Source organism: Steroidobacter sp., from assembly GCF_036402275.1.
Taxonomy (GTDB): Bacteria; Pseudomonadota; Gammaproteobacteria; order Steroidobacterales; family Steroidobacteraceae; genus Steroidobacter.
Genome location: NZ_DASWTF010000014.1, coordinates 200,410 through 225,030 on the forward strand (window position 1 = coordinate 200,410; position 24,621 = coordinate 225,030).

General features: G+C 63.1%; 22 protein-coding genes. 6 read left to right on the top strand and 16 right to left on the bottom strand.

The genetic code is table 11. The features are described from left to right. Positions 1–13: 13 nt before the first annotated feature. Together VGD45_RS07885 and VGD45_RS07890 are read left to right on the top strand one after the other, a co-directional pair. Positions 14–1,705, top strand: coding sequence for an AMP-binding protein (locus tag VGD45_RS07885; protein WP_331154731.1), 1,692 nt, complete (start codon positions 14–16; stop codon positions 1,703–1,705). 90 nt (positions 1,706–1,795) lie between these two features. After that, the gene (locus VGD45_RS07890; RefSeq protein ID WP_331154732.1) at positions 1,796–3,391 is read left to right on the top strand and encodes a choline dehydrogenase; all 1,596 of its coding nucleotides are present in this window, start codon (positions 1,796–1,798) and stop codon (positions 3,389–3,391) included. Here VGD45_RS07890 and VGD45_RS07895 read toward each other — a convergent pair. Genes VGD45_RS07895 through acsA form a run of 5 tightly spaced genes read right to left on the bottom strand, consistent with a single transcriptional unit; the run spans position 3,382 to position 8,551 of the window. Then, positions 3,382–3,642 (bottom strand): acyl carrier protein, encoded by a 261-nt coding sequence (locus VGD45_RS07895; RefSeq protein ID WP_331154733.1) that lies wholly within the window; start codon positions 3,640–3,642, stop codon positions 3,382–3,384. The two genes, VGD45_RS07890 and VGD45_RS07895, sit on opposite strands and share 10 nt — an antisense overlap. Then, the gene (locus tag VGD45_RS07900; RefSeq protein WP_331154734.1) at positions 3,639–4,790 is read right to left on the bottom strand and encodes a dihydrolipoamide acetyltransferase family protein; all 1,152 of its coding nucleotides are present in this window, start codon (positions 4,788–4,790) and stop codon (positions 3,639–3,641) included. Before VGD45_RS07900 ends, VGD45_RS07895 begins: the two co-directional genes overlap by 4 nt. Positions 4,791–4,797: 7 nt before the next feature. Continuing rightward, a complete protein-coding gene (locus VGD45_RS07905; protein ID WP_331154735.1) occupies positions 4,798–5,802 on the bottom strand; it encodes a pyruvate dehydrogenase complex E1 component subunit beta in 1,005 nt (334 codons plus the stop codon). Continuing rightward, a complete protein-coding gene (pdhA, locus tag VGD45_RS07910) occupies positions 5,799–6,728 on the bottom strand; it encodes a pyruvate dehydrogenase (acetyl-transferring) E1 component subunit alpha (protein WP_349263238.1) in 930 nt (309 codons plus the stop codon). The genes VGD45_RS07905 and pdhA overlap by 4 nt, the downstream gene beginning before the upstream one ends. A gap of 44 nt (positions 6,729–6,772) precedes the next feature. Then, positions 6,773–8,551 carry an acetate--CoA ligase gene (gene acsA, locus VGD45_RS07915; protein WP_331154737.1) on the bottom strand — a complete coding sequence of 593 codons (1,779 nt, stop codon included), beginning with the start codon at positions 8,549–8,551 and terminating at the stop codon, positions 6,773–6,775. Between the two features lie 247 nt (positions 8,552–8,798). Here acsA and VGD45_RS07920 point away from each other — a divergent pair, with 247 nt between their 5' ends. Next, on the top strand, positions 8,799–10,340 hold the full coding sequence (locus tag VGD45_RS07920; protein ID WP_331154738.1) for an ATP-binding protein: 1,542 nt from the start codon (positions 8,799–8,801) through the stop codon (positions 10,338–10,340). Positions 10,341–10,354: 14 nt separating this feature from the next. Here VGD45_RS07920 and VGD45_RS07925 read toward each other — a convergent pair whose 3' ends face one another. The 3 genes from VGD45_RS07925 to VGD45_RS07935 are packed head-to-tail and all read right to left on the bottom strand — an operon-like array spanning position 10,355 to position 14,670. Beyond that, positions 10,355–11,572 carry an efflux RND transporter periplasmic adaptor subunit gene (locus VGD45_RS07925; RefSeq protein WP_331154739.1) on the bottom strand — a complete coding sequence of 406 codons (1,218 nt, stop codon included), beginning with the start codon at positions 11,570–11,572 and terminating at the stop codon, positions 10,355–10,357. A gap of 3 nt (positions 11,573–11,575) precedes the next feature. Beyond that, a complete protein-coding gene (locus VGD45_RS07930) occupies positions 11,576–13,942 on the bottom strand; it encodes an ABC transporter permease (RefSeq protein ID WP_331154740.1) in 2,367 nt (788 codons plus the stop codon). After that, positions 13,939–14,670, bottom strand: a complete 732-nt coding sequence (locus VGD45_RS07935) for an ABC transporter ATP-binding protein (protein WP_331154741.1) — start codon at positions 14,668–14,670, stop codon at positions 13,939–13,941. The genes VGD45_RS07930 and VGD45_RS07935 overlap by 4 nt, the downstream gene beginning before the upstream one ends. A 143-nt stretch (positions 14,671–14,813) precedes the next feature. Here VGD45_RS07935 and VGD45_RS07940 point away from each other — a divergent pair, with 143 nt between their 5' ends. After that, positions 14,814–15,479: a phosphoribosyltransferase gene (locus VGD45_RS07940; protein WP_331154742.1), complete on the top strand. Its 666-nt coding sequence runs from the start codon at positions 14,814–14,816 to the stop codon at positions 15,477–15,479. On the opposite strand, the gene VGD45_RS07945 is transcribed toward VGD45_RS07940, so the two are convergent. The 3 genes from VGD45_RS07945 to VGD45_RS07955 are packed head-to-tail and all read right to left on the bottom strand — an operon-like array spanning position 15,476 to position 19,187. Further along, complete coding sequence (locus tag VGD45_RS07945) at positions 15,476–16,513, bottom strand: hypothetical protein (protein ID WP_331154743.1); 1,038 nt, start codon at positions 16,511–16,513, stop codon at positions 15,476–15,478. The genes VGD45_RS07940 and VGD45_RS07945 overlap by 4 nt on opposite strands. A gap of 5 nt (positions 16,514–16,518) precedes the next feature. Further along, positions 16,519–18,213, bottom strand: a complete 1,695-nt coding sequence (gene glgP / locus VGD45_RS07950) for an alpha-glucan family phosphorylase (protein ID WP_331154744.1) — start codon at positions 18,211–18,213, stop codon at positions 16,519–16,521. Positions 18,214–18,248: 35 nt separating this feature from the next. Continuing rightward, positions 18,249–19,187 carry a universal stress protein gene (locus VGD45_RS07955; RefSeq protein ID WP_331154745.1) on the bottom strand — a complete coding sequence of 313 codons (939 nt, stop codon included), beginning with the start codon at positions 19,185–19,187 and terminating at the stop codon, positions 18,249–18,251. A gap of 141 nt (positions 19,188–19,328) precedes the next feature. Here VGD45_RS07955 and VGD45_RS07960 point away from each other — a divergent pair, with 141 nt between their 5' ends. Continuing rightward, positions 19,329–20,324 carry a zinc-dependent alcohol dehydrogenase family protein gene (locus VGD45_RS07960; protein WP_331154746.1) on the top strand — a complete coding sequence of 332 codons (996 nt, stop codon included), beginning with the start codon at positions 19,329–19,331 and terminating at the stop codon, positions 20,322–20,324. On the opposite strand, the gene VGD45_RS07965 is transcribed toward VGD45_RS07960, so the two are convergent. Together VGD45_RS07965 and VGD45_RS07970 are read right to left on the bottom strand one after the other, a co-directional pair. After that, positions 20,321–20,593 (bottom strand): DUF2934 domain-containing protein, encoded by a 273-nt coding sequence (locus tag VGD45_RS07965; RefSeq protein ID WP_331154747.1) that lies wholly within the window; start codon positions 20,591–20,593, stop codon positions 20,321–20,323. The two genes, VGD45_RS07960 and VGD45_RS07965, sit on opposite strands and share 4 nt — an antisense overlap. A gap of 54 nt (positions 20,594–20,647) precedes the next feature. Further along, complete coding sequence (locus tag VGD45_RS07970; protein WP_331154748.1) at positions 20,648–21,085, bottom strand: Hsp20/alpha crystallin family protein; 438 nt, start codon at positions 21,083–21,085, stop codon at positions 20,648–20,650. A 211-nt stretch (positions 21,086–21,296) separates the two neighbouring features. Between VGD45_RS07970 and VGD45_RS07975 the strand changes: the two genes are divergently transcribed. Next, the gene (locus VGD45_RS07975) at positions 21,297–22,829 is read left to right on the top strand and encodes a L,D-transpeptidase family protein (RefSeq protein WP_331154749.1); all 1,533 of its coding nucleotides are present in this window, start codon (positions 21,297–21,299) and stop codon (positions 22,827–22,829) included. Between the two features lie 15 nt (positions 22,830–22,844). On the opposite strand, the gene VGD45_RS07980 is transcribed toward VGD45_RS07975, so the two are convergent. The 3 genes from VGD45_RS07980 to VGD45_RS07990 are packed head-to-tail and all read right to left on the bottom strand — an operon-like array spanning position 22,845 to position 24,483. Then, positions 22,845–23,432: an NAD(P)H-dependent oxidoreductase gene (locus tag VGD45_RS07980; RefSeq protein WP_331154750.1), complete on the bottom strand. Its 588-nt coding sequence runs from the start codon at positions 23,430–23,432 to the stop codon at positions 22,845–22,847. Continuing rightward, positions 23,429–24,142, bottom strand: a complete 714-nt coding sequence (locus VGD45_RS07985) for a c-type cytochrome (protein WP_331154751.1) — start codon at positions 24,140–24,142, stop codon at positions 23,429–23,431. Before VGD45_RS07985 ends, VGD45_RS07980 begins: the two co-directional genes overlap by 4 nt. Then, positions 24,142–24,483: a TraR/DksA family transcriptional regulator gene (locus VGD45_RS07990; protein ID WP_331154752.1), complete on the bottom strand. Its 342-nt coding sequence runs from the start codon at positions 24,481–24,483 to the stop codon at positions 24,142–24,144. The genes VGD45_RS07985 and VGD45_RS07990 overlap by 1 nt, the downstream gene beginning before the upstream one ends. Positions 24,484–24,621: the final 138 nt, after the last annotated feature.

Consider the following 24,621-nt stretch of genomic DNA (forward strand, 5'->3'; position numbering starts at 1 on the left):
CGGGGGGCTCGCGATGAACAAGCCATGGCTCAAACATTATCCACCGGGCACGCCCGCCGAGATCGAGCTGGACCCGAACGCAACGCTGATCGATATGTTTCTGGCCAGCTGCGTGCGTTATGCGACTCGTCCGGCGTTCCACAACTGGGGAACGACGCTCACTTGCTCGGAGCTGGAACAGCGTTCGCGGGCGTTCGCCGCCTGGCTGAGAGCGCATGGCTTTCACAAGGGCGATCGCATCGCCTTGATGCTGCCGAACGTTCTGCAGTATCCGGTCGCGATGTTCGGCGCCTTGCGAGCGGGACTCGTCGTCGTCAACACCAATCCGCTATATACGCCGCGGGAGCTGGAGCATCAGCTGCGCGACTCGGGAGCGGCGTGCATCGTGGTGCTGGCCAACTTTGCGCACGTGGTCGAGCGTGTGCTGCCGAATACGAATGTGCGCACCGTCGTCACGACCGAACTGGGCGACCTGCTGCGGTTTCCCAAGGGCACCGCCCTCAGCTGGGCCGCCCGGCATCTGAAACGGCTGGTGCCGGAATATCACATCCCGCAGGCGATTTCGTTCCGGCAGGCGTTGGAGACTGGCGCCCGCCTGACGTTCACTCCGCCTTCGATCGCGGCCGACGATCTGGCATTCCTGCAATACACCGGCGGCACGACCGGCGTCGCCAAGGGCGCGATGCTTTCGCATCGCAATCTCATGGCGAATCTGGAACAAGTGTCCACGCTGTGGCGCTCGTACATTCACGATGGCGCCGAGATCGTCATCACCCCGCTGCCGCTGTATCACGTCTTTTGTTTGACGTGCAATTGCCTGACGTTCTTCAAGCACGGCGGGCTGAACGTGCTCATCACGAATCCGCGCGACATTCCGAGCTTCGTCGCCGAACTGGCGCGTTGGCGCTTCACCATGATCACCGGCGTGAACACGCTGTACAACGCGCTGCTGGCGCATCCTCGCCTGGCTCACGTGAACTTCTCGAAACTGAGAATGTCCGTCGCGGGCGGCATGGCGCTGCATCCGGACGTGGCCGAACGCTGGCGCAAGCTCACTGGCAACACGCTCATCGAGGGCTATGGGCTCACCGAAGCGTCTCCGGTCGTCGCCTGCAATCTGCCCGAAGCCTCGCGTCTGGGCAGCGTCGGGGTGCCGCTGCCGTCGACCGAAATATCGATTCGCGACGAGGGTCGCGAAGTGGATCCCGGGCAGCCGGGCGAGCTACATGTACGAGGCCCGCAGGTCATGCGCGGGTATTGGAATATGCCGGAAGAGACCGCGCAGTGCCTCGATAAAGACGGCTGGCTGCGCACCGGCGATGTCGCCACGCTGGATGAGGACGGCTTCGTTCACATCGTGGACCGCAAGAAGGACATGATCATCGTGTCCGGCTTCAAAGTGTTCCCGAACGAGATCGAGGCGGTGCTGACCATGCACGAAGCGATCGTCGAGGCCGGCTGCATCGGCGTCCCCGACGATCGCTCCGGACAGGCGGTGAAAGCGTTCGTCGTGACGGAATCGACGCTGAGCACGGAGCAGATCATCGAGTTCTGTCGCGAGCGACTGACGCCCTACAAGGTGCCCAAATACGTGGAGTTCCGTGCGACGCTGCCGAAGACCAACATCGGCAAGATCCTGCGCCGGGCTCTGGTCGAGGAAGCGAGCAAGGAGTCCCATGGCGCAACCGGCACCGCTGATCATTGAATGGATCGCGCGCAGATCGATCGCGATCCAGAACGACGCGAGCGCCTGCGGGTGTTATAACCGTCGAGCCGCGCCGCCGTGAGCCACGCCATGTCCGCAACCGCCACCTACGACTTCATCATCATCGGCGCAGGCAGCGCAGGCTGCGTGCTCGCCCGGCGTCTGTCGGCTCAATCGCATCGCCGCGTGTTGTTACTCGAAGCCGGCGGTCGTGACGTGAATCCGTTCATTCACATGCCGGCGGGACTGGCTCAGCTGGTGCACAACCGCCGTATCAACTGGAACTATTACACCGAGCCGGAGCCCGAGTTGGAGAACCGCCGGCTGTACTGGCCTCGCGGCAAGGTCCTCGGCGGCTGCAGTTCGATCAATGCGATGTGTTATGTGCGCGGTCAGCCCGAGGACTACGACGATTGGGCTCGCGACGGTGCGATCGGCTGGGGCTACGACGATGTCCTGCCGTTCTTCCGCAAGGCGGAGCATCAGCAACACGGCGCATCCAGATATCACGGCGGCAGTGGCCCTATGTGGGTTGAGAACCTGCGCTCGCGCAACCCGCTTACGGATACGTTTGTCGCCGCCGCCGTGGCCAGCGGCCTGCCTCGCAATGACGACTTCAACGGCGAGCGGCAGGAAGGCGCCGGTTACTATCAGGTCACGCAGCGTGGCGGCAGGCGATGCAGCGCCGCCACGGCATATCTAAGAGCGGCGCGTAAACGGCCGAATCTCACAATACTCACGCATGCACTAGTCGAGCGCTTGTTGATAGACCGCCGGCGCGTAGTGGGCGTGGATTACCGCATCGGCTCCAGGCGTTATACCGCCTTCTGCGAAAGCGAGGTGCTGTTGAGCGCCGGAACGGTCAACTCACCGCAATTGTTGATGTTGTCTGGCATCGGCCCGGCGGATCATTTGCGCAGCCTCGGCCTCGATGTGATCCTCGATCAGCCTTCGGTCGGCGAAAATCTGCAGGATCATCTCGATATCTGCACTCTCTACAAGAGCACCCGGCCGGTCACCTACGACTTCAACCGGCTGCAGGAACTGCGAGTGCTGTTTCAGTACTGGCTGAAGAAACGAGGCGCTGGCGTATCGAACATCGCCGAGGCCGGCGCCTTCGCGTGCAGCTCCAGCGCGGCTCGCGACAGGCCCGACATTCAGATGCACTTCGTTCCGGCGCAACTGGACGATCACGGGCGCAATCGTCTTCCCGGACACGGCTTCACGCTGCACGCCTGTCACCTGCACCCTCGCAGCCGCGGTCGCATCGGGCTGCGCTCGAACCGTCCCGACGAGGCGCCCCTGATCTACGCCAACTATCTGCACGATTCGCGTGACATGCAGGTCATGCTGGAAGCGCTGCGCTTCTCCCGTCAGATACTGCGATCGCAAGCGTTCGACGAGCTGCGCGGCGAAGAGATACTTCCAGGCATCACCGACGGCAGCGACACGGAGCTGACGCGCTTCATCCGCCACAAGGCGGAAACCGTATATCACCCGGTCGGCACTTGCCGCATGGGCGGCGACTCCAGCGCGGTCGTCGACGCAACGCTGCGCGTCAGAGGAATCTCCGGACTGCGCGTGATCGACGCCTCCATCATGCCGAAGATCGTCAGCGGCAACACCAACGCGCCCACGATCATGATCGCCGAGAAGGCGGCGGACCTGATCCTCACCTACGGCTGAGCGCGCCGCTGAACTTCGGCGCTGACGAACGCCGCCGCCTTGGCCAGGCTCGCCAGCTCCCGGTACTGCGTCTCGGGTATCTCGATGCCGAACTGCTTGTGCAAGCCGATGGCGAAGTTCAGCGTGTCCATGGAGTCGAAGTCGAACTGATCCCGGAAGGGCACGTCGCGCTTCAGGCGCGAAGGATCGACGTCTGGCGCGACCTGCAGAAACACCTGCAGTACCTTTTGCTCTATCGCGGAGGCATTCATAGCTGCTCCGGCGCCTGCAGGGCGTTACGGATCGTCGCCAGGAAACGCGAACCGGCTCGCCCATCGGTGACGCGGTGATCGGCGGCCAGCGAAATCGGCACGGTGAGCTCCGCCCTCACCTGCCCGTCGACCACCCAGGGCCGCTCGCGAACGGAGCCGATCCCGACGATCGCGACCTGTGGCGGATAGATCACGGGAATCACGAAGTCCACGTCCTCCTCGGCGAAGCTCGTGACCGTGATGGTCGGCATCGACAGCTCGCTCGAGCGCATGTGACCGGCGCGCACGCGCGTAGCGAGGTCACGCAGCTCGGTCATGATCAAAGGAAGAGACTTCTGGTCCGCATCGAGAATGGCCGGGGCGACGAGGCGGCCGCCGCGCATAGCGATGGCCACGCCGAGATGCACATCGCTCGAAGCCTTGAATGCATCTGCTTTGTAGAACCCGTTGAAATCGGGCATAGCCTTCGCGGACTGCGCGACAGCCTTGAGCAGCACGGCCGCCGGTAGCAACCGCGATTCGATATCGACCGTCGCGTTATACCGATCCAGAAAGTCCCGAGCCTTCGCGAAGCTGCACACCAGCGACAGATAGTAATGAGGAATCTCCCGTTTCGAACGAGACATTGCACGCGCGATGATCTGTCGCATGTCGTGTGCGGGCTCGGCAACGGCGGGCTTGGCCGCCTGTGCCGCCTTCAGCACATCCTCGATAGTGATGGCATGCCCCATCCCCGTCCCCGCCACTCGATCCAGATCGACGCCCAACTCGCGGGCACGCGCGCGCGCGGCGGGAGAAATCTTGCGGCGATGTGATTCAGGCGCCGGCGCAGCGCTGACCGATGTCACTGATGGCGCTGACGTCGCCGGCGTTGGCGGAGTGACTGGTGGAGTCGGCACAGCTTCAATGATCTCGTGGGCCGGCGCCGCGCCACCATTCAACTGCGCGAGCACTGTGCCTACCGCCACGCGCGCGCCTTCGGAAACGAGCAATTTATCGACCACGCCATCCGAGAAGATCTCAACGTCGATGATGCCCTTGTCCGTTTCCACCAGCGCAACGATATCGCCACGCTTGACGGCGTCGCCCGGCTTGATGCGCCATTGCAACAAGGTCCCGGCTTCCATGTCGGGCCCGAGCGAGGGCATGCGGAACTCACCCGGCATGCTTCACCATCGAGGCTGCGAGCGACACGATCTGCTCGATCTGAGGCAGTGCCGCCTCCTCCATGTGCTTGGCGTAGGGAATCGGCACTTCCACACCGCAGATACGCTCGACCGGCGCGTCGAGCTCGTAGAACGCCTGCTCCATGATTCTCATGCCGACCTCCGCGGCCACACCGACGCTGCGCCAGCCCTCATCGACGATGAGGGCGCGATGGGTCTTCCGCACGGACGCAAGAAACGTCTGCTCATCCAGCGGGCGCAGGACGCGCAGATCGATCACTTCCGCATCGACCCCTCGAGCTGACAGCCGCTCGGCGGCGGCAAGACATTTATAGAGTGAGGCGCCGTATGTGATGAGCGAGATATCACGACCCGCGCGACGCACGGCTGCACGTTCGATGTCGGCCCGTTCGGCCTCGGCCGTCAGCTCGCCCTGTAGGTTATACAGATTCATGTGCTCGAAAATGATCACCGGATCGCGAAACGCGAGCGCCGCTCGAAGCATCCCGGCAGCATCGTCGATGGTCGCCGGCGTGACGATGCGCAGCCCCGGAATGTGGCTATACCAACCTTCCAGGCTGTGCGAGTGCTGAGCAGCGACTTGCCGGCCCGCGCCGGTGGCCATGCGGATGATGAGCGGAACCGCGCACTGGCCCCCTGACATGTGACTCAATGTCGCCGCCGTATTCAATATCTGATCGAGCGCGAGCAGGCTGAAGTTGACCGTCATGATCTCCACGACCGGCCGCATGCCGGCCAGCGCCGCACCGATGCCGGCGCCTACGAAGGCGGACTCGGAGAGCGGAGCATCACGGATGCGCTGCTCGCCGAATTCCTCCAGCAAGCCCTTGGTGACTGCGAAACAGCCGCCGTACTTGCCGATGTCCTCACCGATCACGAAGACATCCGGTTGGGTCAGCAAGACCGAGCGCAATCCTTGTCGCAGGGCCTCACGATACGTCATCGTGTGGACCGTGCCAGGCAGTGCGCTCATGCCGGCTGCTCCGCGTATAGGAAGCGTGTGAGGTCCTCCACGCGCTCTAACGATCCGTGCTCGGCAAACGCCACTGCTTCGTCGACCTCGGCGTTCGCGGCCCGTTGCAGCTGCAGGAAGTCTGCTTCGCTCATCAGATTCGCAGCCTTCAATCGCTGCGTCAGACCGATGATGGGGCCTTTGCTCTCCCACTCCTTCACCTCGGCCTTACTACGATAGAGCTGCGGGTCATACATCGAATGGGCGCGAAAGCGGTACGTACGCGCTTCGAGGAAGGCGGGCGACCGTTCGTTGCGCACGTAGTCGACCAACTCGCGGGCCCGTGCTTCGACCGCAAGGACGTCCATGCCATCGACGCTCTCGGCGCGCATGCGATAGCTGGAGAGCTTGGTCACGAGATTCGTTTCCGCTTCCGAACGGTCCAACGCCGTGCCCATGGCGTAGTAGTTGTTCTCGCACACGAACAGCGCCGGCAGGCGCCACAGCGAGGCGAGATTCATGGATTCGTGAAACTCGCCCTCGGCCATCGCGCCTTCGCCGAAGAAACATACGACGACGGCGTTGCGGCCCGTCAGCCGTGCTCCCAACGCAAGGCCCACCGCCAGCGGCAGGCAGCCGCCCACGATGGCGTTGCCGCCGTAGAAGCGCCGCTCCCGATCGAAGATATGCATCGATCCGCCCCGCCCTCGGCAACAACCTTCGAGCTTGCCGTAGAGCTCCGCCATGATGGAGCGCATCGGAATGCCTCGCGCGATGGCATGCCCGTGCTCGCGATACGTGCCGGCGATGTCGTCTTCGGACCGAAGTGCTTGCATGACACCAACCGCGACGCCTTCTTCGCCGTTGTACAGATGCAAGAAGCCGCGGATCTTGCCGGCGCTATACAGCTCGGCGCAGCGATCTTCGAAACATCGGATGCGCAACATCTCGGCAAGCAGATGCAATCCGTGCTCTCGAGTCGGAAGTGCGCTCACGAGGTTGGCTCCAATGTGGAGAGATCGCCTTCGGGCTGTCCCAACGCTCGCGCGCGCAACAGTCGTCGCATGATTTTGCCGCTCCGGGTGCGAGGCAACGAGACGACGAAATCGATGCCTCGTGGCGCAATCGCGGCTCCGAGCAGCCGTCGGCCGTGCGCCGTGATGGAGCGTCGCAGTTCGTCATCGACGGCGTAATCGGGCTTCAGCTCGATGACTGCTTGCACGATCTGGCCTGCGACCGGATCGGGCAAGCCGATGACCGCCGATTGCATCACTGCCGGGTGCTGGTTCAGGGCGCATTCGACTTCGAACGGGCTGATCAGATGCCCCGAGGATTTGATGATGTCGTCGCTGCGGCCGACGAACCAGAAGTAGCCCCGCTGGTCGCGATACGCCTGATCGCCCGAGAAGTACCAGCCGTTCGCGAAGCTCTCGCGATACCGCTGCTCGTTGTTCAGATAGGCAGCGAACATCGACGGCCAGCCCGGTCGCAGCACGATCTCGCCCACCACATCGGGGCCCAGAATCTCGACCGTTCCATCGTCGCGACGGCGTCCGATCTCGGCGTGAACGCCGGGCATCGCGAGTCCCATGGCGCCGGGCCACACGGTCTGCGAAAGGAGGTTCGCGATCATGATGGCGCCGGTCTCCGTCTGCCACCACGTGTCGTGCACGGGCATTTCAAACGCCTCCATGCCCCACATGACCGCTTCGGGATTGAGCGGTTCGCCAACGCTCGCGATCAGCCGCAGAGCCGGGTATTTGTGCTGCTTCACTGGCTCGCGGCCCGCCTTCATCAGCATACGAATGGCAGTGGGCGCCGTGTACCAGACATTGACCTGGTTCTCCGCCAGCAACCGATACCAGCGCTCGACGTCCAGCTCTTCGCGATCCACCAGCAAGGTGACGCCACAGCTCAACGGTGCGATCACGCCATAGGAAATACCCGTCACCCAGCCAGGATCGGCCGTGCACCAGAACACGTCCCCGGGACGCAGATCGAGGGCGAGCCTGGCGCTCGAGTGATGGGCGATCACAGCGTCGTGAACGTGCACCACGCCCTTGGGCTTGCCCGTCGTGCCACTGGTGAAATGCAACAGCGCCGGCGTGTCGGGACTCAGGGGAACCGTTTCGAACGTTTCAGAGAGGCCGGACAGCGCTTGTGCGAGATCCTGCGTGCCGAACGGCAGTTCCCCTTCTGCTTCCTCACGCACCAGAAAAACGTGTTGCAAGGACGGCAGGGTATTCCGGATGGGCGCGACCTTGCGTTCATACAGATTCTGCGTCGTCACCAGCACTCGAGCACTGGCTAATTCAAGTCGCGACCGCACCGGCTCCGGCCCGAAGGCTGAGAACAGCGGCGTGAACACCGCGCCACATTTCAGCGTACCGAGCACTGTCGCATACAACTCGGGACAGCGGCCCAATAACGATGCGACCACCGTTCCGGGCTCGATGCTCGACAAGCGCAGCAGATTGGCGAAACGATTCGCGCTGCGTAATAGCGCGTCGTACGTCAGCTCGGTGCGCGCGAACTGCGCATCGACGAAACGCAATGCGAGTTTATTGGGCGTGAGCTTGGCATGCCGGTCGATGGCCAGCATCGCCATGTTCATCTTGTCGTCGTTACGATCGAACAACTCGGCGCGCAACCGGTCCCACGAGAAATGCCGGTACATCGCCCCGTAGTCCCACAAGTTCGCCGCGCGAGCCGTGCCCAAGGACTTCTCGATCGGCCCCGAATGCCCAACGGCGGTGTTTGCAGGCTGCATCGCCACTCCTCCACCAACCCGCTGCTACTGTCCCGCCGACCGGAGACGGATCCCATGCGGAACTCCTCGGAAGCACTGCGGGGAGTCGCGTAACCCGCATGAGAGACGCCGTGTGCACGACTTTCCGGTCAAAACAGCGTCAGGGCGCGCTGACGACAAGGACTTAACAATTGATACAAGTGGCGATGGTTGTATGATCTGCCGTGGGATTCATGCCTGCCGGCTCGCCGCCGCAGGAGACGAGCCGATGACCATCCACCAGCCGTTGCTCGCAGACCTGGTCGAGTTCGCCCCCGACGCCATGTTGATCGTCGACGCCTCGGGGCAGATTCTGTACGCAAATCAGCGGGTCACCGACCTGTTTGGCTACTCCCGCGAAGACATCGTCGATCGCAGCGTCGACCTGCTGCTGCCCGAGCGCTTCCGCGCTCGACATGCGAGCCATCGTCGCAATTTCAGGGAAGATCCGCGGACCCGGCCGATGGGCGCGGGGCTCGAGTTGCTGGGCCGTCGCTCGGATGGTAGCGAGTTTCCGCTGGAGATCAGTCTGAGTCCGCTGCGCGATGGGATGGCAGCCGCTGCCATTCGCGATGTCACCGATCGTAAACGGGTCGAACAGGAACTCATCAACGCCCGCGAGGCCGCCGATCTGGCACGTGAAGAAGCCGATCGCGCCAACCTGAGCAAGAGTCGTTTTCTGGCAACGGCGAGTCACGACCTGCGCCAGCCCCTGCAAGCGCTCTCGATGCTGCACGGCACTCTCTGCCGGATGAACCTGCCTGACAACAGTCGCGAGGTGCTCACTCAACAGGGCCGCTCCATCGACGCGATGAAACGCCTGCTCAGCGCCCTGCTCGACATCAGCAAACTCGAATCGGGCGCCGTGAAACCGCAGCTCTCGGAATTCCCGATTCAACAGTTGTTCGAGCTGCTGAGCACCGAATTCTCCACCGCCGCCCGGTCCAAAGGTCTCACTCTGATCGTGGAGCCCACGACCCTACATACCTGCACCGATCATTCCCTGCTAGAACAACTGCTACGCAATCTGATGTCCAACGCCATCAAGTACACCAGCTCCGGCGCCGTGACACTGCGGGCGAGCCGAACCGCGACCGGCGTGCGCGTCGAGGTCCGGGATACGGGCGTCGGCATTCCCGAGGACCAGCTCGCTTATATCTTCGATGAATTCTTCCAGGTCGGCGTCGCCAGGAATACGACGCGCGAAGGTTATGGGCTAGGCCTCGCGATCGTGCAGCGAATCGCCAGGCTGCTCGGCTTGCGCATCCAGGTGGAATCGGAAGTGGGCAAGGGCTCCGCTTTCATGCTCGAGTTGCCGCGCGTCCAGCAAACGGAGCAGGACAGCTCCGTGCATACCTCCGGATCCGGTGCTCAGCTCGTGCGGCACGCACCGAGCGGCAAGATTCTGGTGACCGAAGACGAACCCAGCGTGCTGCACGCGACGCGACTCCTGCTGGAACTGGAAGGCTATCAAGTCATCGCGGCCAGCAGCCGTGACGAAGCCCTTCAGCGCGGTCGCGACCATCCCGACATCGACTTACTGGTCAGCGATTATCACCTTAAGGAAGATCAGACCGGATTGAATGTCATCGCCGGCGTCCGCGAGCAACTGTCTCGAAATATTCCGGCGATCCTGGTGACCGGCGACACTTCCACCGCCATGCGAAAGCTGCCGAGCGATCGCCAGCTGCGCCTGGCCAGCAAACCCATCGATGCAGAGGAACTGCTCACGCTGATGGACGAGCTGCTGAAAGCACAGCGCACGGCCTGATCGTCGGTCGTCCGTCAGGCGCCGCTCCGCGCGACCAGCCGCGTTCCCTCCCCGATCCGATCGTTGGGATGCAAGACGATGCGCTCACCGGTCGTGAGGCCGCTCGCGACTTCCACGTGCGTATCGTTGTATTGCCCGACCGCGACGTGACGTAAGCGCGCGATATCGTTCTCGACCACGAACACAGCCCAGCGCTCTCCATCTCGAAACAGCGCCGGCTGCGGCACTTGAACCGCCCTGTCGCTTTCCCACACGACGATGCTCGGCTGCACACGATAGCCATGACCCAACCGGCGCCAGCGCTCGCGCGGCTCGGTCAGGTCGATCAGCACGTTCACGCGCTGTTCCTCGATGCCGAGCGCCGATACTTTGGTGTAGGCAAACGGCTCCACGCGTCTCACCACCCCGGCGAGCGCGCCCGGGCCGCCCCAGCCCTTCACGAGCACTCGCTGACCGGCGCGCACGCGGACTGCCTCTTCGGACAACAGATCCACTTGAATCTCCATGTTGGCCGGATCGCCAATCTCCAGGATCGGCGTGCCCGCGGCCACGACCATCTCGCTCTCCTGTAACACGCGCAGCACCGATCCGGACACCGGTGAGTGGACGATGACGCAGTCGCAATCCTTGGCCGCCTTGGTGACTTTGGTGGGATTCAGCAGCCGCGCCCGCGCCTGTGCATACTCGGACTCTCGCATACGCAGGCTTGCGTTGGCTTCTGCCACTGCCGCGATCGCTGTCTTCGCGCGGCGCTCGGCTGAATCGAGATCGTTCTGCGAAATGCTCTGCCTGCTCGCCAACGCACGCAGCCGCCGCAACTCCGATTGCGCGAAGTCTCGCTCTGCTTCCGCGCGCCCCAACTGCGCTTTGGCGAACTTGGTGGCTGCATCGGCGGCATCGACGCCTGCGCGCGCCTCGGCAAGCGAACGCTCATCGAGAAACATCGGCACCGACGGCTCCAACCGCGCGATCACGGTTTGGTTCGGGATCACATGATCGCCCGCCTTCAGCTCCACTCTGCGCATCAACCCGGCCACCGGCGCGGACACCACGAACACGTCGCGTACGCGCGCCTCGCCTTCATCGCTGATGGTGACTTGCAGAGCCGCCTGCCGCACTTCGGAAACGTCGACGGCGACTGGTTTGGGCCGGAACAGCCACAGCAACGCCGCCACCAGCAGAAGAACGAGCGGCGCCCAGATGATCATTCGGCGAACGTTGGTGGCTGCCATGGGTTATTCGCGAGTCTTGAGTACAGCGATGAGGTCGAGGCGATCCAGGCGACGGCGGACCAGCACCGCCGACAGCGCCGCCGATGCAATGGTAATGATCATGGCCCACGCGTAGCTGGAACCGTCCAGCACAAACGGCACCCGGTACAGTTCCGTTTTGAATCCGGCAACGATCAGCCGCGCCAGCATGCGGCCGATGAAACAGCCGAGCGGCAAGGCAAGTGCAGCGAGCAAAGCGATCTCACCCAGCAACAGATATGAGATCTCCGCTCGCGTGAACCCTAGGACGCGCAGCGTGGCAAACTCTCGCCCCCGCTCCGACAGAGCAATGCGGGCGGCGTTGTATGTGACCCCGACCGACAGCGCGCCCGAGAACACGATGAAGAACGAGACGAATATCATGAGCGTGCGCGCCATGGTTTCATCGAACATCTGAATGTTCGCCGCCCGCAGCGACACCGCGCTCAACCTGGGCAGAGTCTTCAATTCCGCCAGCAGCGCTGGCAGCTGCAGTGAATCCACCCGCAGATGCATGGCGGACACCGTCTGCGATTCCCGAAGCAGGCGCGCCAGCGCCCGCTCCTCGATGTAGGCCGGTGAGCCGATATATGTTTCGAACGTGCCCGCCACCGGAATCTGCAGCACCTCGCGGCGACCTTCGAGGATCTCCACCGTAACCCGGTCGCCGATCTCTACCTGCAGCATCTCGGCGAGCATCGAGGAGATCATCAGCCCTTGCGGCGGCAACGTCAGGGCCTTGCCGTTCGAGTCATACACTCGATACAAGCGTTGCTGCATGGGCAGCGCCTGCAGCGACTCGCGCTGCTCGCGCCATCCGTATCGCAGCTTCGCCGGGACGACGCGCATCGGCTCGACGACTCGCACGCCGGGAAGGCGCGCCACATCGTGAGCGACTTCGATCGAGCGCGGCTCGGCGAAGATCATGGTCACATCCTGAGATTGGGCCTGCCGGAAATACACATCGACCATGTGATCGATGGCGTCCAGCCACTGAAACGAGGTGATGAGCACGGCCACGGCCATGGCAATGCCGCCGCACGTAGTCAGGGTCCGGACCGGCCAGCGCCAGACTTGACGAATGATGATTCGTGTCAGCTGCTCCAGCCGCTGCGCAAAGGCATATCGGGCGATGCCCAGCTGACGGAACATCGGCGGCGCGGGTGGACGCATCGATTCCGCCGGCGGCAGCGACGCCGCTGAGTACACCGTGCGCAATGCGCCTAGCAAGGCGGCGCCAAAGCCGATCAGCGCCGCAATCACGAACGCCGTGGGCGCCGGTCGATACAGCAGGAAAGGAAAGTGATAGAACTCGCCGTACAGATTCGTTTCATACCAACCGAGCCAGTAGCCGGCCACCCAGCCCAGCACCACGCCGAAGGCGCCGATCGCCAGCACGAACTTGGTGTATTGCCAGGCGATCTGCCCTCGCGTGTACCCGAACGCTTTCAGCAGACCGATCTCGCTGCGTTCGAGCGCGATCAGGCGCGCCAGCACCATGTTGGTCAGAAAGGCCGCGACCAGCAGGAACACGGTGGGCAGAATCCGGGACAAGGTCCGCAGCTGCTTGATCTCGTTCATCAGGAACCAGTTCGAGAGCTGATCGGCGCGCTCGTAAGCGCCGATTCCGCCGTAGCGATCGAGAATCCGATCCATGGCCTCGATGACATCCTGCGTGCGAGCGCCGCGCAGAAGACTGACGCTCACATCGTTGAAAGCGCCTTCGAGGTCGAACGCGGCTTGCAAGGCAAGCTCCGGCAGCCACAGCACACCGAAACGCCTGTCATCTGGCATCAGCGCCCCCGGGCCGATCGCATAGACGAATTCGGGAGACAATGCCGTACCCACCACCCTCAGCTCGCGCCAGGTGCCGTTCAGCACAGCCTTGATCGTATCGCCGGCATATAACGACTGCGCGCGCGCGAACGGCTCGGAGATCAGGACCTCATCGTCGGAGTTCGCCGCCGGCATCCGTCCGCTGCGCAACATCAGCAGGTTCAATCGTGAAGTCGTCAGAGATGGTAGTGAAACCAGCTGCCCCACGACCGGCTCGTTGAAGCCTTCGATGTCGAGAATGGCGCCCTCGACGACCCGTCCTTCGACTGTCTGCACCCCCGGAAGCGCTGCGATGTCCGCAAGTAGCCGAGTCGGCGCACGCTTGACTCGTGCAAACACGTGAGCAAAGCGATACCGCTCGTAGTATGCGCGAGCCGTCTCATCGAGAGCCTCGACGGTGGAAAGGCCCATGACCAGCACGCCAATGCCCGAGGCCATGATCAAACCGATCGCAAGCACCTGCCCTCGCATGCGCCATAGATCGCGCCAGAGCTTCTTGTTGAGCGCGCTGGTCACCACGACAGCTCCTTGGCGGCGCGGCGTGTCGTGTTTCGAACCTCATGATGAATCTGACCGTCGCGCATGTAGAGGACGCGGCTCGCCATCTCCGCGATGACCGAGTTGTGGGTGATGAGCGCCGTCGTGGTGCCGAGCTCGGCATGAATGCGTTCGATGGCCTCGAGGACGAGTACCGCGGTGGGACTGTCGAGCGCGCCGGTCGGCTCATCGCACAACAAGAGATCGGGCCGCTTCGCGATGGCGCGCGCGATGGCTACGCGCTGCTGCTCGCCGCCAGAGAGCTGTGCGGGAAAGTGATGTAAGCGCGCGCCGAGCCCGACCAGCTGCAGAGCGTCTTCCGGCGGCATGGGGCGTCTTGCGATCTCAGTGACCAACGCGACGTTCTCGAGCGCCGTCAGGCTGGGAATCAGGTTATAAAACTGGAACACGAACCCGACGTGCTCCCGGCGATAACGCGTGAGCGCAGCATCGTCGAACGCAGTGATGGGCTCACCGAGAAAGCGAACCTCCCCGCTGGTCGGCGTATCCAGGCCGCCGAGGATATTGAGGAGCGTCGATTTGCCGCTGCCGGACGCGCCGAGCAGGACGATCAGCTCTCCAGAGGCAAGGTCCAGATTCACCCCACGCAGCGCCTGGACTTCGACTTCGCCACTGCCGTAGATCTTGCTCAGCTCACGCGCCTGCAAGACCAACTGCGCATCGATATCGGCAGCTTGCGTAGACATCCATGACCTCCCTTTTCTCAATGTGCGCGGGCGCGAGCTTGGTCGCATTCCGGAACTTCCGGCAGTGGACAGGGGATATCGCGGAGGGCGCCGGGCCGGCCGGACGCGTAGATAAAGGACAGGTTTTTCCGGAAGCGGCAGCTATGAGCGACTTCAGAGACCGAATCGACGCGGGCCAGACGCTTGCCGCGTTGTTGGCCGCCTACTTCGAACGTGAGGATGCCATCGTTCTGGGGCTGCCCCGCGGTGGCGTGCCAGTCGCCTTCGAGGTGGCAAGAGCACTCCACTTGCCGCTGGACGTGATGGTGGTGCGCAAATTGCGGGCGCCTGGCCAGCCCGAGCTTGCGATTGGGGCCATCGCGTCCGGCGGCATTTCCATCCTCAACGAGGACGTGGCGCCACTACTCTGCGATGCGGTCCAGCTGCGCACCGAGCTACAACACCAGAGTCACGAACTGCAGCATCGCGAACGGCTGTACCGCAACGATCGCCTGCCATTGGCTCTCAAGGGACGCGCTGTGATTCTCGTCGACGATGGATCGGCGACGGGCGCATCGATGCGAGCAGCCATCCGAGCCGCTCGAAAACTGGGCGCGGCTCGCGTGATAGCCGCGGTTCCCGTCGCATCCTCCGAGGCCCTGCGCCAAATGCGCGCCGAGGCGGATGAAGTCGTGTGCGCGCTCGAGCCCAATCTGTTTCAATCGGTCGGCCAGTGGTATCGCGACTTCGAGCAGACGGACGATAGCGAGGTTGCCGCGCTGATCGCTCAGTCCCGGGCCAAACCCCATCGGGTGGCAGTCGAACACTAGATCGGAGCGACCGCCGATCTCGCGTAGCGCCCGGCCAACTCGATGTATGCACGCGCTTTCTCGGTCCACGGAGCAAGCGACGCGACCGTTGGATCCAGGACGTGCCAGGCGAGGATCTTGGCGCGCACCAGCGCCCGGCAACCCAGATAGACGTCGAGCAAGGAGCGCGAGAACACGTCGCCAGAGACATTCTGATAAGCGGTCACGACCTGATCGGCCACCTCAGGCGCGCCAGCCACATCGCATTCCAGGCGCAGGAACGCGAGCTCTTCGGCCGGATCCAGCGTGCGCAGTTCACGCGAGAACTCCAGCGAGTCGATGACACAAGGCGGCGCGAGACAGATGTGCTCGGGCCGCAGATCGCCGTGACACTCCACGACCCTCCCCTCCACCGCCCGGGATCCCAATTCGAGTTGTAAGGACTCGAGCGCTGCATCGACGCTCGCAACCGCCGTGGTGACCCTCGTCGGATTCAGGTTCAACTCCGGAGCCAGCAAAGTCTGGCGCTCCGTTGCTGTCCGCTCACGCAGCCGGGAGACGTAGTAATCCGCTGGCATGAAATATCGTTGCTGTCGCTCGTAGAATTGCGCGAGCAGCGATCCAACCGCGGCGAGCGCCGCTGGCGTGACTGTCTTGTCGACGATCGCGCGATCGAGCATGCAGTGCGAAGGCAGTCGTTTCATCCACACCAGCCAATCGACCACGCTCCCCTTGCCCCCGACTCTGAGCTCACCCTGCTCATCGAGGATCAGTGGCACGGCTCCGAGATAAACATCAGGCGCGAGACGCCGATTCAGACATACCTCATCCAGGCAGTTGCGATGGCGGTCCTCGACGGAGCGCAGGTCCAGCAACGGATACGCAGCCGGCTTTTTCATTTTGTACGCATGCTCGCCGACCAGAAATACCCAGGCGAAATGCGTTTCGATCAGCTCCACCGACGCCGCCGGCACCGGATACGACGCAACGTTGCATAGCGCAGCCAGCTTCTGCGAAGTGCCCAACCCAACGGTGCTGTCGTCGGCGGCGTACATGCGCCTCAACGGAGATACGCCTCGGTCGCGTACCGGCGCATCATGCGATGACTGTTGAAGTAGGATGCGTTCTTGCTGATGGCCCCCTTCATGATCCGGAGCCAGCCGGTGCGATCGTCGGCGTAATACAGAGGCAACACGGCGCTTTGCAGCTTGTCGTATAACGAACCCGCGTCGCCGTCGGCGACGCCGGAGGTCCGCACCGCCCAACCAGTGGCTCCCTCGATGCAGCCTTCCACCCACCAGCCATCGAGCACCGACAGGTTCGGCACGCCGTTGAAAGCCGCCTTCATGCCGCTGGTGCCCGACGCCTCGAACGGCGGCAGCGGCGTGTTCAACCAGACATCCGCGCCCGCCACCAGCAAACGCGCCAATGCGAAATCGTAGTTCGGCAGATAGACGGCCTGGATCACGTCGGCTACGTCCTGCAGACAACGATGAATGGTCTCGATCAACCGTTTGCCGCCGTCGTCGCGGGGATGAGCTTTGCCGGCCAGCACGATGTGAAACGGCTGACGGCGTGCGATGGCTTTGAGCCGCTGCAGATCGTTGAACAGCAGGTCCGGCCGCTTATAGGCAGTCATTCGCCGCGCGAAGCCCAGTACCGGCAAGCGCGGGTCGAGCGCCTTGCCGGTGTTCGTTCGAATGTAGTCGAGCAGTTGTTGCTTTGTCTGAAGGTGCGCGTTCCATACCTCGTCGTCGGGGATCGCCCCATCCGCCCTCACCAGCAGTTCCGGCTCGTGACACCAGCTCGGGATGTAACGATTGTAGAGTTGACGGAAGCTTTCGCTGGTCCAGGTGAACGGATGGACGCCGTTGGTGATCGCGTGGACCCGGTAGCCAGGAAACATTCGTCTGGAGACCTCGGCGTGCCGCTCGGCGACGCCGTTGACGTACTCGCTGAGATTGAGCGCGAGCCGCGTCATGTTCAAGTCGCTGTCTCCAGCGAGACGCTTGAGTGTGCCGAGCTCGACGAACTCGGCGCCGAGCATGTGGGCGACCAGATCGTAGCTGAAGCGATCGTGTCCCGCGTCGACCGGCGTGTGCGTGGTGAACCGGCATTGGGCGCGCACCGGCGGAATGTCGTAGCGACACTCTCCGGCCCGCAGATCTTCCGGCGGATACGCATGTCGCCTCAGCAGCTCGAGGCCGAGCAAGGCGCTGTGGCCCTCGTTCATGTGATATTGCCGGATCTGAAATCCCAGCGCGTGCAGCAGCCGCACTCCGCCGATCCCGAGCACGATCTCCTGCTTGAGGCGGTACGACTCGTCGCCGCCATACAAATAGTGAGTGATCTGTCGATCCTCGGCCGCGTTCTCCGGCAGGTCCGTGTCGAGCAGCAGCACGGGCTCGCGCGCGCCCCACTTGCTTTCGAGCACATACAACCAGGCGCTCACCCACACCAGGCGCTTTTCGATGGACACCGCCACCTTCGCTTCCAGCGCTCGGGCCCAGTTGCCCGGCTCCCAAGGATCGGGCCGATCGACCTGCCGGCCCTGCGCATCGATCTGCTGACGGAAATAGCCCGAACGACTCACCAAACTCACGGCAACGAGGGGCAGGCCAAGGTCCGCGGCGGATCGCATCGTGTCGCCCGCCAGAATCCCGAGGCCGCCGGCATATGTCGGGATCTCGTTGCGGAGCGCGATCTCCATCGAGAAATACGCCACCCGCGGCTCGTATATGAATTCATCGACCATCGCGGGACTCGCTCTCTATCGCCCATCACCTCAAGTTACAGGACCAGCAGCTCCGCGAAGTTCGGGCTCTTCACGACCAGCATGTCGCACGGCAGTTGTTCCAGCACGGACTCCGCCATGGTGCCGATCAGTAGCCGCTTCAGCCCTCGCCGCGAAATTGCGCCCATCGCCATGATGTCGATTTCGCATTGGCGCGCGAGACGGCAGAGCACCTCGATGACTCCGCCTGCTTCCAGATGAATGTGTGTCTCTGGCAGCCGATAGTCGGACGTGAGCGCGGTGAGCTCCTTGAGTTTTTCCTTGCGTTCCTCCGACAGAGCCTCGGCGGGAATATCTATCACCAGCGGCGGCACGGACACCGTGGCCGCCGCGATCATGGCGGCGGGAATGTAAGCGTGAATGGCGTGCACCTCGCCGCCGAGAGCCTGTGCAAATCTGGTGGCTTCATCCAGGATGCACCGATCCAGGAATCTCGGCTTGTCATCCATGTGGCCTGGATCGAGCGCCGCGCCGATGCGGTGCGCCTGCGACCAGGGCGCAGGCTTCACCAGCAGCAACGGAACCGGGCAGCCACGAATGAGCTCCCAATCCGTATTGGTCAAGAACGTGCGCTGCGCGATCGTGTGATGGTGAGTATCCTTGATCACCAGCTCCGCGCACGTATGTTTGACTCGATCGACCAACGCGGTGTGCAGCGGATCCGCGGCCACGACTTCCGTCGTTACATCCAGACCTCGACGCCGCAGCGGCTCGGCGAGGGACTCGAGCCAGGATGCGAGTGTCGGTTGGGATGGCGCTTGCGGCAACTCTGGCAGAAGCTGCGCCAGCCGCATGTTTCGCGCTGCCTTGGTGTCACAAATGAAGAGATCGAGGCGCGCGCCGAACTTTTCCGCCAGTAACGCGCCTTTGGCAACCGCCGGTTGTTGTTGCGCCGTGGGATCGACGATCGCCAGAATATTGCGGACCGGGTTCATGATCCATCCTCGATGGTTTAGCGCCAATGATCCGCTACGAGTCTCATCCGGGCCGGACAGCACCGGTACCGGTGGTTCCCCCTAAACTACCCGCACAACCCCAGGGTGATGCCTTCGCCCACGTGCGTGGAGACTGCAACCATGGCTGTCGAACACTCCATTTGCATGCGGCTGCATCGTCCCGGAGAAACATTGGTGCTGGAACGACGGCCAGTCCCCGACCCGGGGGCGGGCCAGGTCTTACTGAAAGTGAGCGCCTGTGGCGTTTGCCGCACGGACTTACATCTGATCGAAGGCGAGCTGCCGGAGCCGCGGATGCCTGTCGTGCCTGGCCACGAGATCGTGGGCACGGTGGTCGCTTGCGGTGAGGGCGCGCACTTCAGTCCCGGCACGAGACTGGGCGTCCCCTGGCTCGGTTACACCTGTGGGACCTGTCAGTTCTGTGTGAGCGGCCAGGAGAATCTTTGTGACAGGGCGGCGTTCACCGGATATCAGCTCGATGGCGGTTACGCCGAGCATGCCGTGGCGAACGCGCGCTATTGTTTCGAACTGCCCACGGCTCTGGATGACGCGCACGCCGCACCGTTGCTGTGCGCGGGACTGATCGGTTATCGATCCTGGCGAATGGCGGAACACGCGCGGCATTTGGGAATATATGGGTTCGGCGCTGCTGCCCATCTGGTGGCTCAAGTCGCGAGCCACAAGGGCCAGAGCGTCTATGCGTTCACACGGCCGGGCGATGTCGTCGCCCAACAGTTCGCCCTGCAACTCGGCGCGCGTTGGGCCGGAAGCAGTGGCGATCGCCCTCCAGTGCTCCTCGATGCCGCCATCATTTTCGCGCCAGTGGGCTCACTGGTTCCGGCGGCGTTGCAGGCGGTGCGCAAAGGCGGCGCCGTGATCTGCGGCGGCATTCATATGAGCGACATTCCCTCGCTGCCCTACTCGTTGCTCTGGGGCGAGCGGTCGATTCAATCGGTCGCCAATTTGACGCGTCGAGACGGCGCGGAGTTTCTGGCGCTCGCGGCCGAGATCGGCATCCGGCCGCAGATTGAGACCATGCCGCTGGCTCGCGCCAACGAAGCACTGGCGCGACTGCGCGCCGGCGCGCTCAGCGGCGCAGCAGTCCTGATTCCCTAAGCAAAGCTGCGCTGCTGGGCTTCGGCAACTTCCATCTCGGCCGCGTACCAATCTTCGAGCTCATGCCCCGGCTCGAAACCACGCTTTTCCGCCCGGAGATAAGCGGCGATTGCAATCATCTCTCGTCGCTCGGCCGCACGGCTTGCCGCTTCAGCTTCAGCCATACGGACGATCTCCGCGTGATCGACCTGCTGTTTGCGTCGAGTCCTGGCCTTCGGCACAACCGTGCCGGCCTGTGCCTCGCGTAGGCTCTTCGGTTGCGAGCTCATGACATCTCCTCCTGTGGGCGGCAGGCGGCCGGCTCCGCCTGCCGACGCAATGAATCATTTCACTTCGACGGCAATGGGCTGCTCGGGCTTGGTCGGTGTGGTCTTGGGGATGCGAACGCGCAGCACGCCCTCCTTGCACTCGGCCTGAATGGTCTTGGCGTCGATATTGTCGGGCAACGAGAAGCTGCGGGAGAAAGAACCGTAGAAGCTTTCCACGCGGATCTGGTTCTCGTCCTTCTGCTTCTTTTCCTGACGACGCTCGCCGGAGATGGTCAGCAGACCCTGCTCGAAGGTGACCTTCACGTCCTCCTTTTTCACTTCGGGCAGTTCGGCCTTGATCAGATATTCGGTATCGGTCTCGCTGATGTCGGCGACCGGGCGCCAACCTCCCTCGTCGGCTTCGAAGCGGCGCATGGCGCGCGAGAAGAAAGGCGAATATTGCCGAAACATATCCTCGACTTCGCGGAAGGGTTCCCAACGTGTGATGTTCATGTCGCGTCTCCGATGAGTGTGGTCCGACGATCAGCGAGCCGAATGGTTGGCTCACGCAGGAACGCTCACCATTCGGGGAACGCCGTAAGCGCTACGTGATCCTTGCGAGCCGCGCCGCGACTTGTCGCGATCGTCTCAGCGGATCTCCGGATGAGCAGATCCACGCGCACTGCGACACTTGGCGCCTCGGAGCAGCCTGCAGAGAGCCGCGGTGACACGTCAGATTCGCCTGGGAATCGTCGCGATCGGTGCATTGTTTGCTGTGGCGGCGGCCACTGCCGAGCCGTTGCTTTGGGTAAAGAACGGCCGGCCCACGGCGCAAGCGGAAGAAATGCGACGAGTGCTGAGCGAAGCCGAGCAGCACGGGCTGCCGTCCGCCGCGTACGGAAGTACTTTGTCCGGCTCTGAGCTGCAGTCAGTGACCCGTGGCGACGCCGATGCGCAGGTGCTGACGCGATACGATGCCGATCTGTCCAACCTCACTGCCCGGTTCGTCACTCATCTGCGCTACGGCCGGGTAAGCGCCCGTGCGGCGGGTTTCGACTTACCCGCCGTGACTGACACCGCCGACGCGGCGGCAGCCGCCCGGCGGCTCGCCTCCTCGAAAAGCGTCGATGCCGAATTGGCGTCGCTGGAGCCGCGCCCGGTTCCCTATCGCCTCTTGAAACAAACATTGTCCCGATATCGACGACTCGCCGAGCACCGGACGAATCGGCCCCTGCCGCCGCTTTCCGGCGGGAGCCTGCGAGCTGGCGATGAATATGCCGGCGCGATGCAGTTGCGCCGCCAGTTGCTCGCCCTTGGCGATCTGGCAGCGATCGAAGCCGATGCAGACTCCGCCACTCTCGATGCTGCCCTGGTGGAGGCGCTGAAACGTTTTCAGAGCCGGCACGGTCTGGCGCCCGATGGCGTGCTCGGAAAACAAACGTTGGCGGCTTTGAATGTCCCGCTGCGCCAGCGCGTGCGACAGATCGAGCTGTCCATGGAACGTTGGCGCTGGCTGAGCGCGCTGCCGCGGCCCGAGGTTGTCATCAACATCCCTCAGTTCATGCTGTATGCGCTGCCTCGGCCGTCACGCCCCGACGAGCAGTTGCTCGAGATGACGGTGATCGTCGGTCGTCCAAAGCACCGCACGCCAGTCTTCACCGCCGCGATCGAAGAAGTGGTTTTCAATCCCTATTGGGACGTGCCGTCGAGCATCATGCGTAACGAGTTGCTGCCGAAGATCCGCAAGGATGTACGGTATCTGGAGCGCAATCATTTCGAGATCGTACGCGGCGGCGGCGATGACGCCCGCGTTCAACCGCCCACGCCAGCGGCCATCGAGGCGTTGGCGGCGGGCCAGTTGCGGCTGCGACAACGGCCCGGGCCTGATAACGCACTCGGACCCGTCAAGTTCGTGCTGCCCAATCCCTACTCGGTCCGCTTGCATGGAACCGCGGAGCCCGACCTGTTCGCGTTCCCTCAACGCGCCTTCAGTCACGGCTGCATCCGGGTCAGCGATCCTGCGGCGTTGGCCCAATACGTGCTCGTCAACGCCCCCGGCAACTGGGACGCAGAGGCCGTCGAAACTGCTTTATGCGGCACGCAGCCACGACGCATAAAGCTCAACGCACCAGTGCGCGTCATCGTTTTCTACGCGACCGCTGCAGCCACGGTGTCACGCGGTGTGATGTTTTCGCCCGATCTCTATGGCCACGATGCGCGTCTGGAGAAGTTGCTGGCCAGCGCTCAGCAGTCGTAGACGATTGATGGGAAGTCAGGCCGCGCGCTGGCCGAGCCGCCGCATCCGTTGTAAGCAGGCATGTCGTTGCGCACTGGACAAGTTCGCCACGTTACCGATCAATGTGGCGCGCACCCGCCGGAAACCGACGAAGTGCAGAATGTTCCTTTGCAGGCTGCGCAAGCTGTGAGCGCGAAAATACCAGCGATACAGCCAGCCAGGCATCCCCATCGTGATCACGATGCGCGCGCTTTTGCCGGACTGCAGTTTCACGGGCCACCGCCCCTGCTGCCTGGTGCTGAATGCAAAGCCGGGCCGCAATATTTGTTCGAGTAGGGCCTTGAGCATCGCGGGCATCGAACCCAGCCACAGCGGATACACGATGACCACATGCGTGGCCCAGTCCAGCATGGACTGACAATCGCGGATGGGCTGCGACGGTTCGCCCTTCTCATAGTCGGCCTGGGTCCGCAGCAGCGGGAATGAAAGATCCGCCACTCGCAACGTCATCACCTCGTGCATGCCGAACTCGGCGCCCTCCCGATAGGCCTGGGCCAGCGCATGCACCAGCCGCTCGCCTGCCGGGTCCGGGTGACCATCGATGATCAGGATACGTTTAGTCATGGAGGTGTCGAGCGCGCCGGTTTCGGTGCGTCTTGTTCGAAGTTGGCCAGAACGTCGCCAGCCATCGGCAGACGCGACGCATAGTCTGCGATGGCGCTGAGCTGGTCATAGGAAAGTCGCTGCAGCGTATCCACGATCTCCAGGTCGACGCTATAGCGATGCTCAGCCGACAAGTCGCGCATCTGCATCAGCAGATATGAATAGTGCTGCCGGCGTAATGCGGGAGTGGCGCGGGCTTCGTTTCCTCCGCCTTGAGCGCCATGACAGTAGGCGCACAAGCCCTGGTAATAACGCTTGCCCATTGCCAGTTGCGAGCCGTCGCCGGTTTGCGGCTTGGGATTGGGGTCGAGTGTTCCGAGATAGGCCGCGATGTCACTCAAGCCTTGCGGCGTGCTCACCGGCTGTTTCGCCGCGATCCGATGCATGTCAGCTGACGTGCGCGCCCCCTCGGCCAGATCCACCAGCTGTTTGATCACATAGATGGGGAGCTGCCCGGCGAGTGACGGGATCACCTCGTCGGCGTTCCCATACGCGTTCGCTCCGTGGCACGCGCTGCAGTGCTCGCGATATATCCGCTTCCCAGCCTCCATATCCGGCTTTGCCCTCAGCGCGCGCTCGATGATCTCGGTGCTGCGTAGCTCCTGGCCAACAACAGGATTCGCGAGCAGCGCCGCGATCACCATCGAAAGCTTTAGCAGTGTTGCACGCATCAACGCTGGCCACAGTATTGGCACATCGACGCCTGAGGCACGGCGGCGAGCCTCGCGGCGGAGATCTCCTCTCCGCATGATTTGCAGAAGCCGTACAGGCCGCGCGCCATGCGATCCAGCGCGACATCGATATCCTCGATCTCGTTGACGGCTGCCTGACCGATGGCCTGCAGCGACTCATCGTTCTCCAGTTGAATGGCGCGATCGCTGGAATCGCTGCTGAGCGGCTCCAGTTGCCGCGACAGGTCCCGGCCGACCCGATGTTTACGTTGTTGCAGCTCGGCGCGCCGGGCCAGCAGCCGGGCCTTGATTTGTTCCAGAGCCATGCTATCGGTATTCATGGAACACGCACTCCCGTGATCGCGTCATGCTGCCAATGAGACCCGATGATCGTCGTGGCTTGGCGGGCCGCTCGCCATGCGGGGTTGGCCGTAGACCATAGGTGATCCCGCCGAGTGCCGGGCCGCGCGAGATGAACT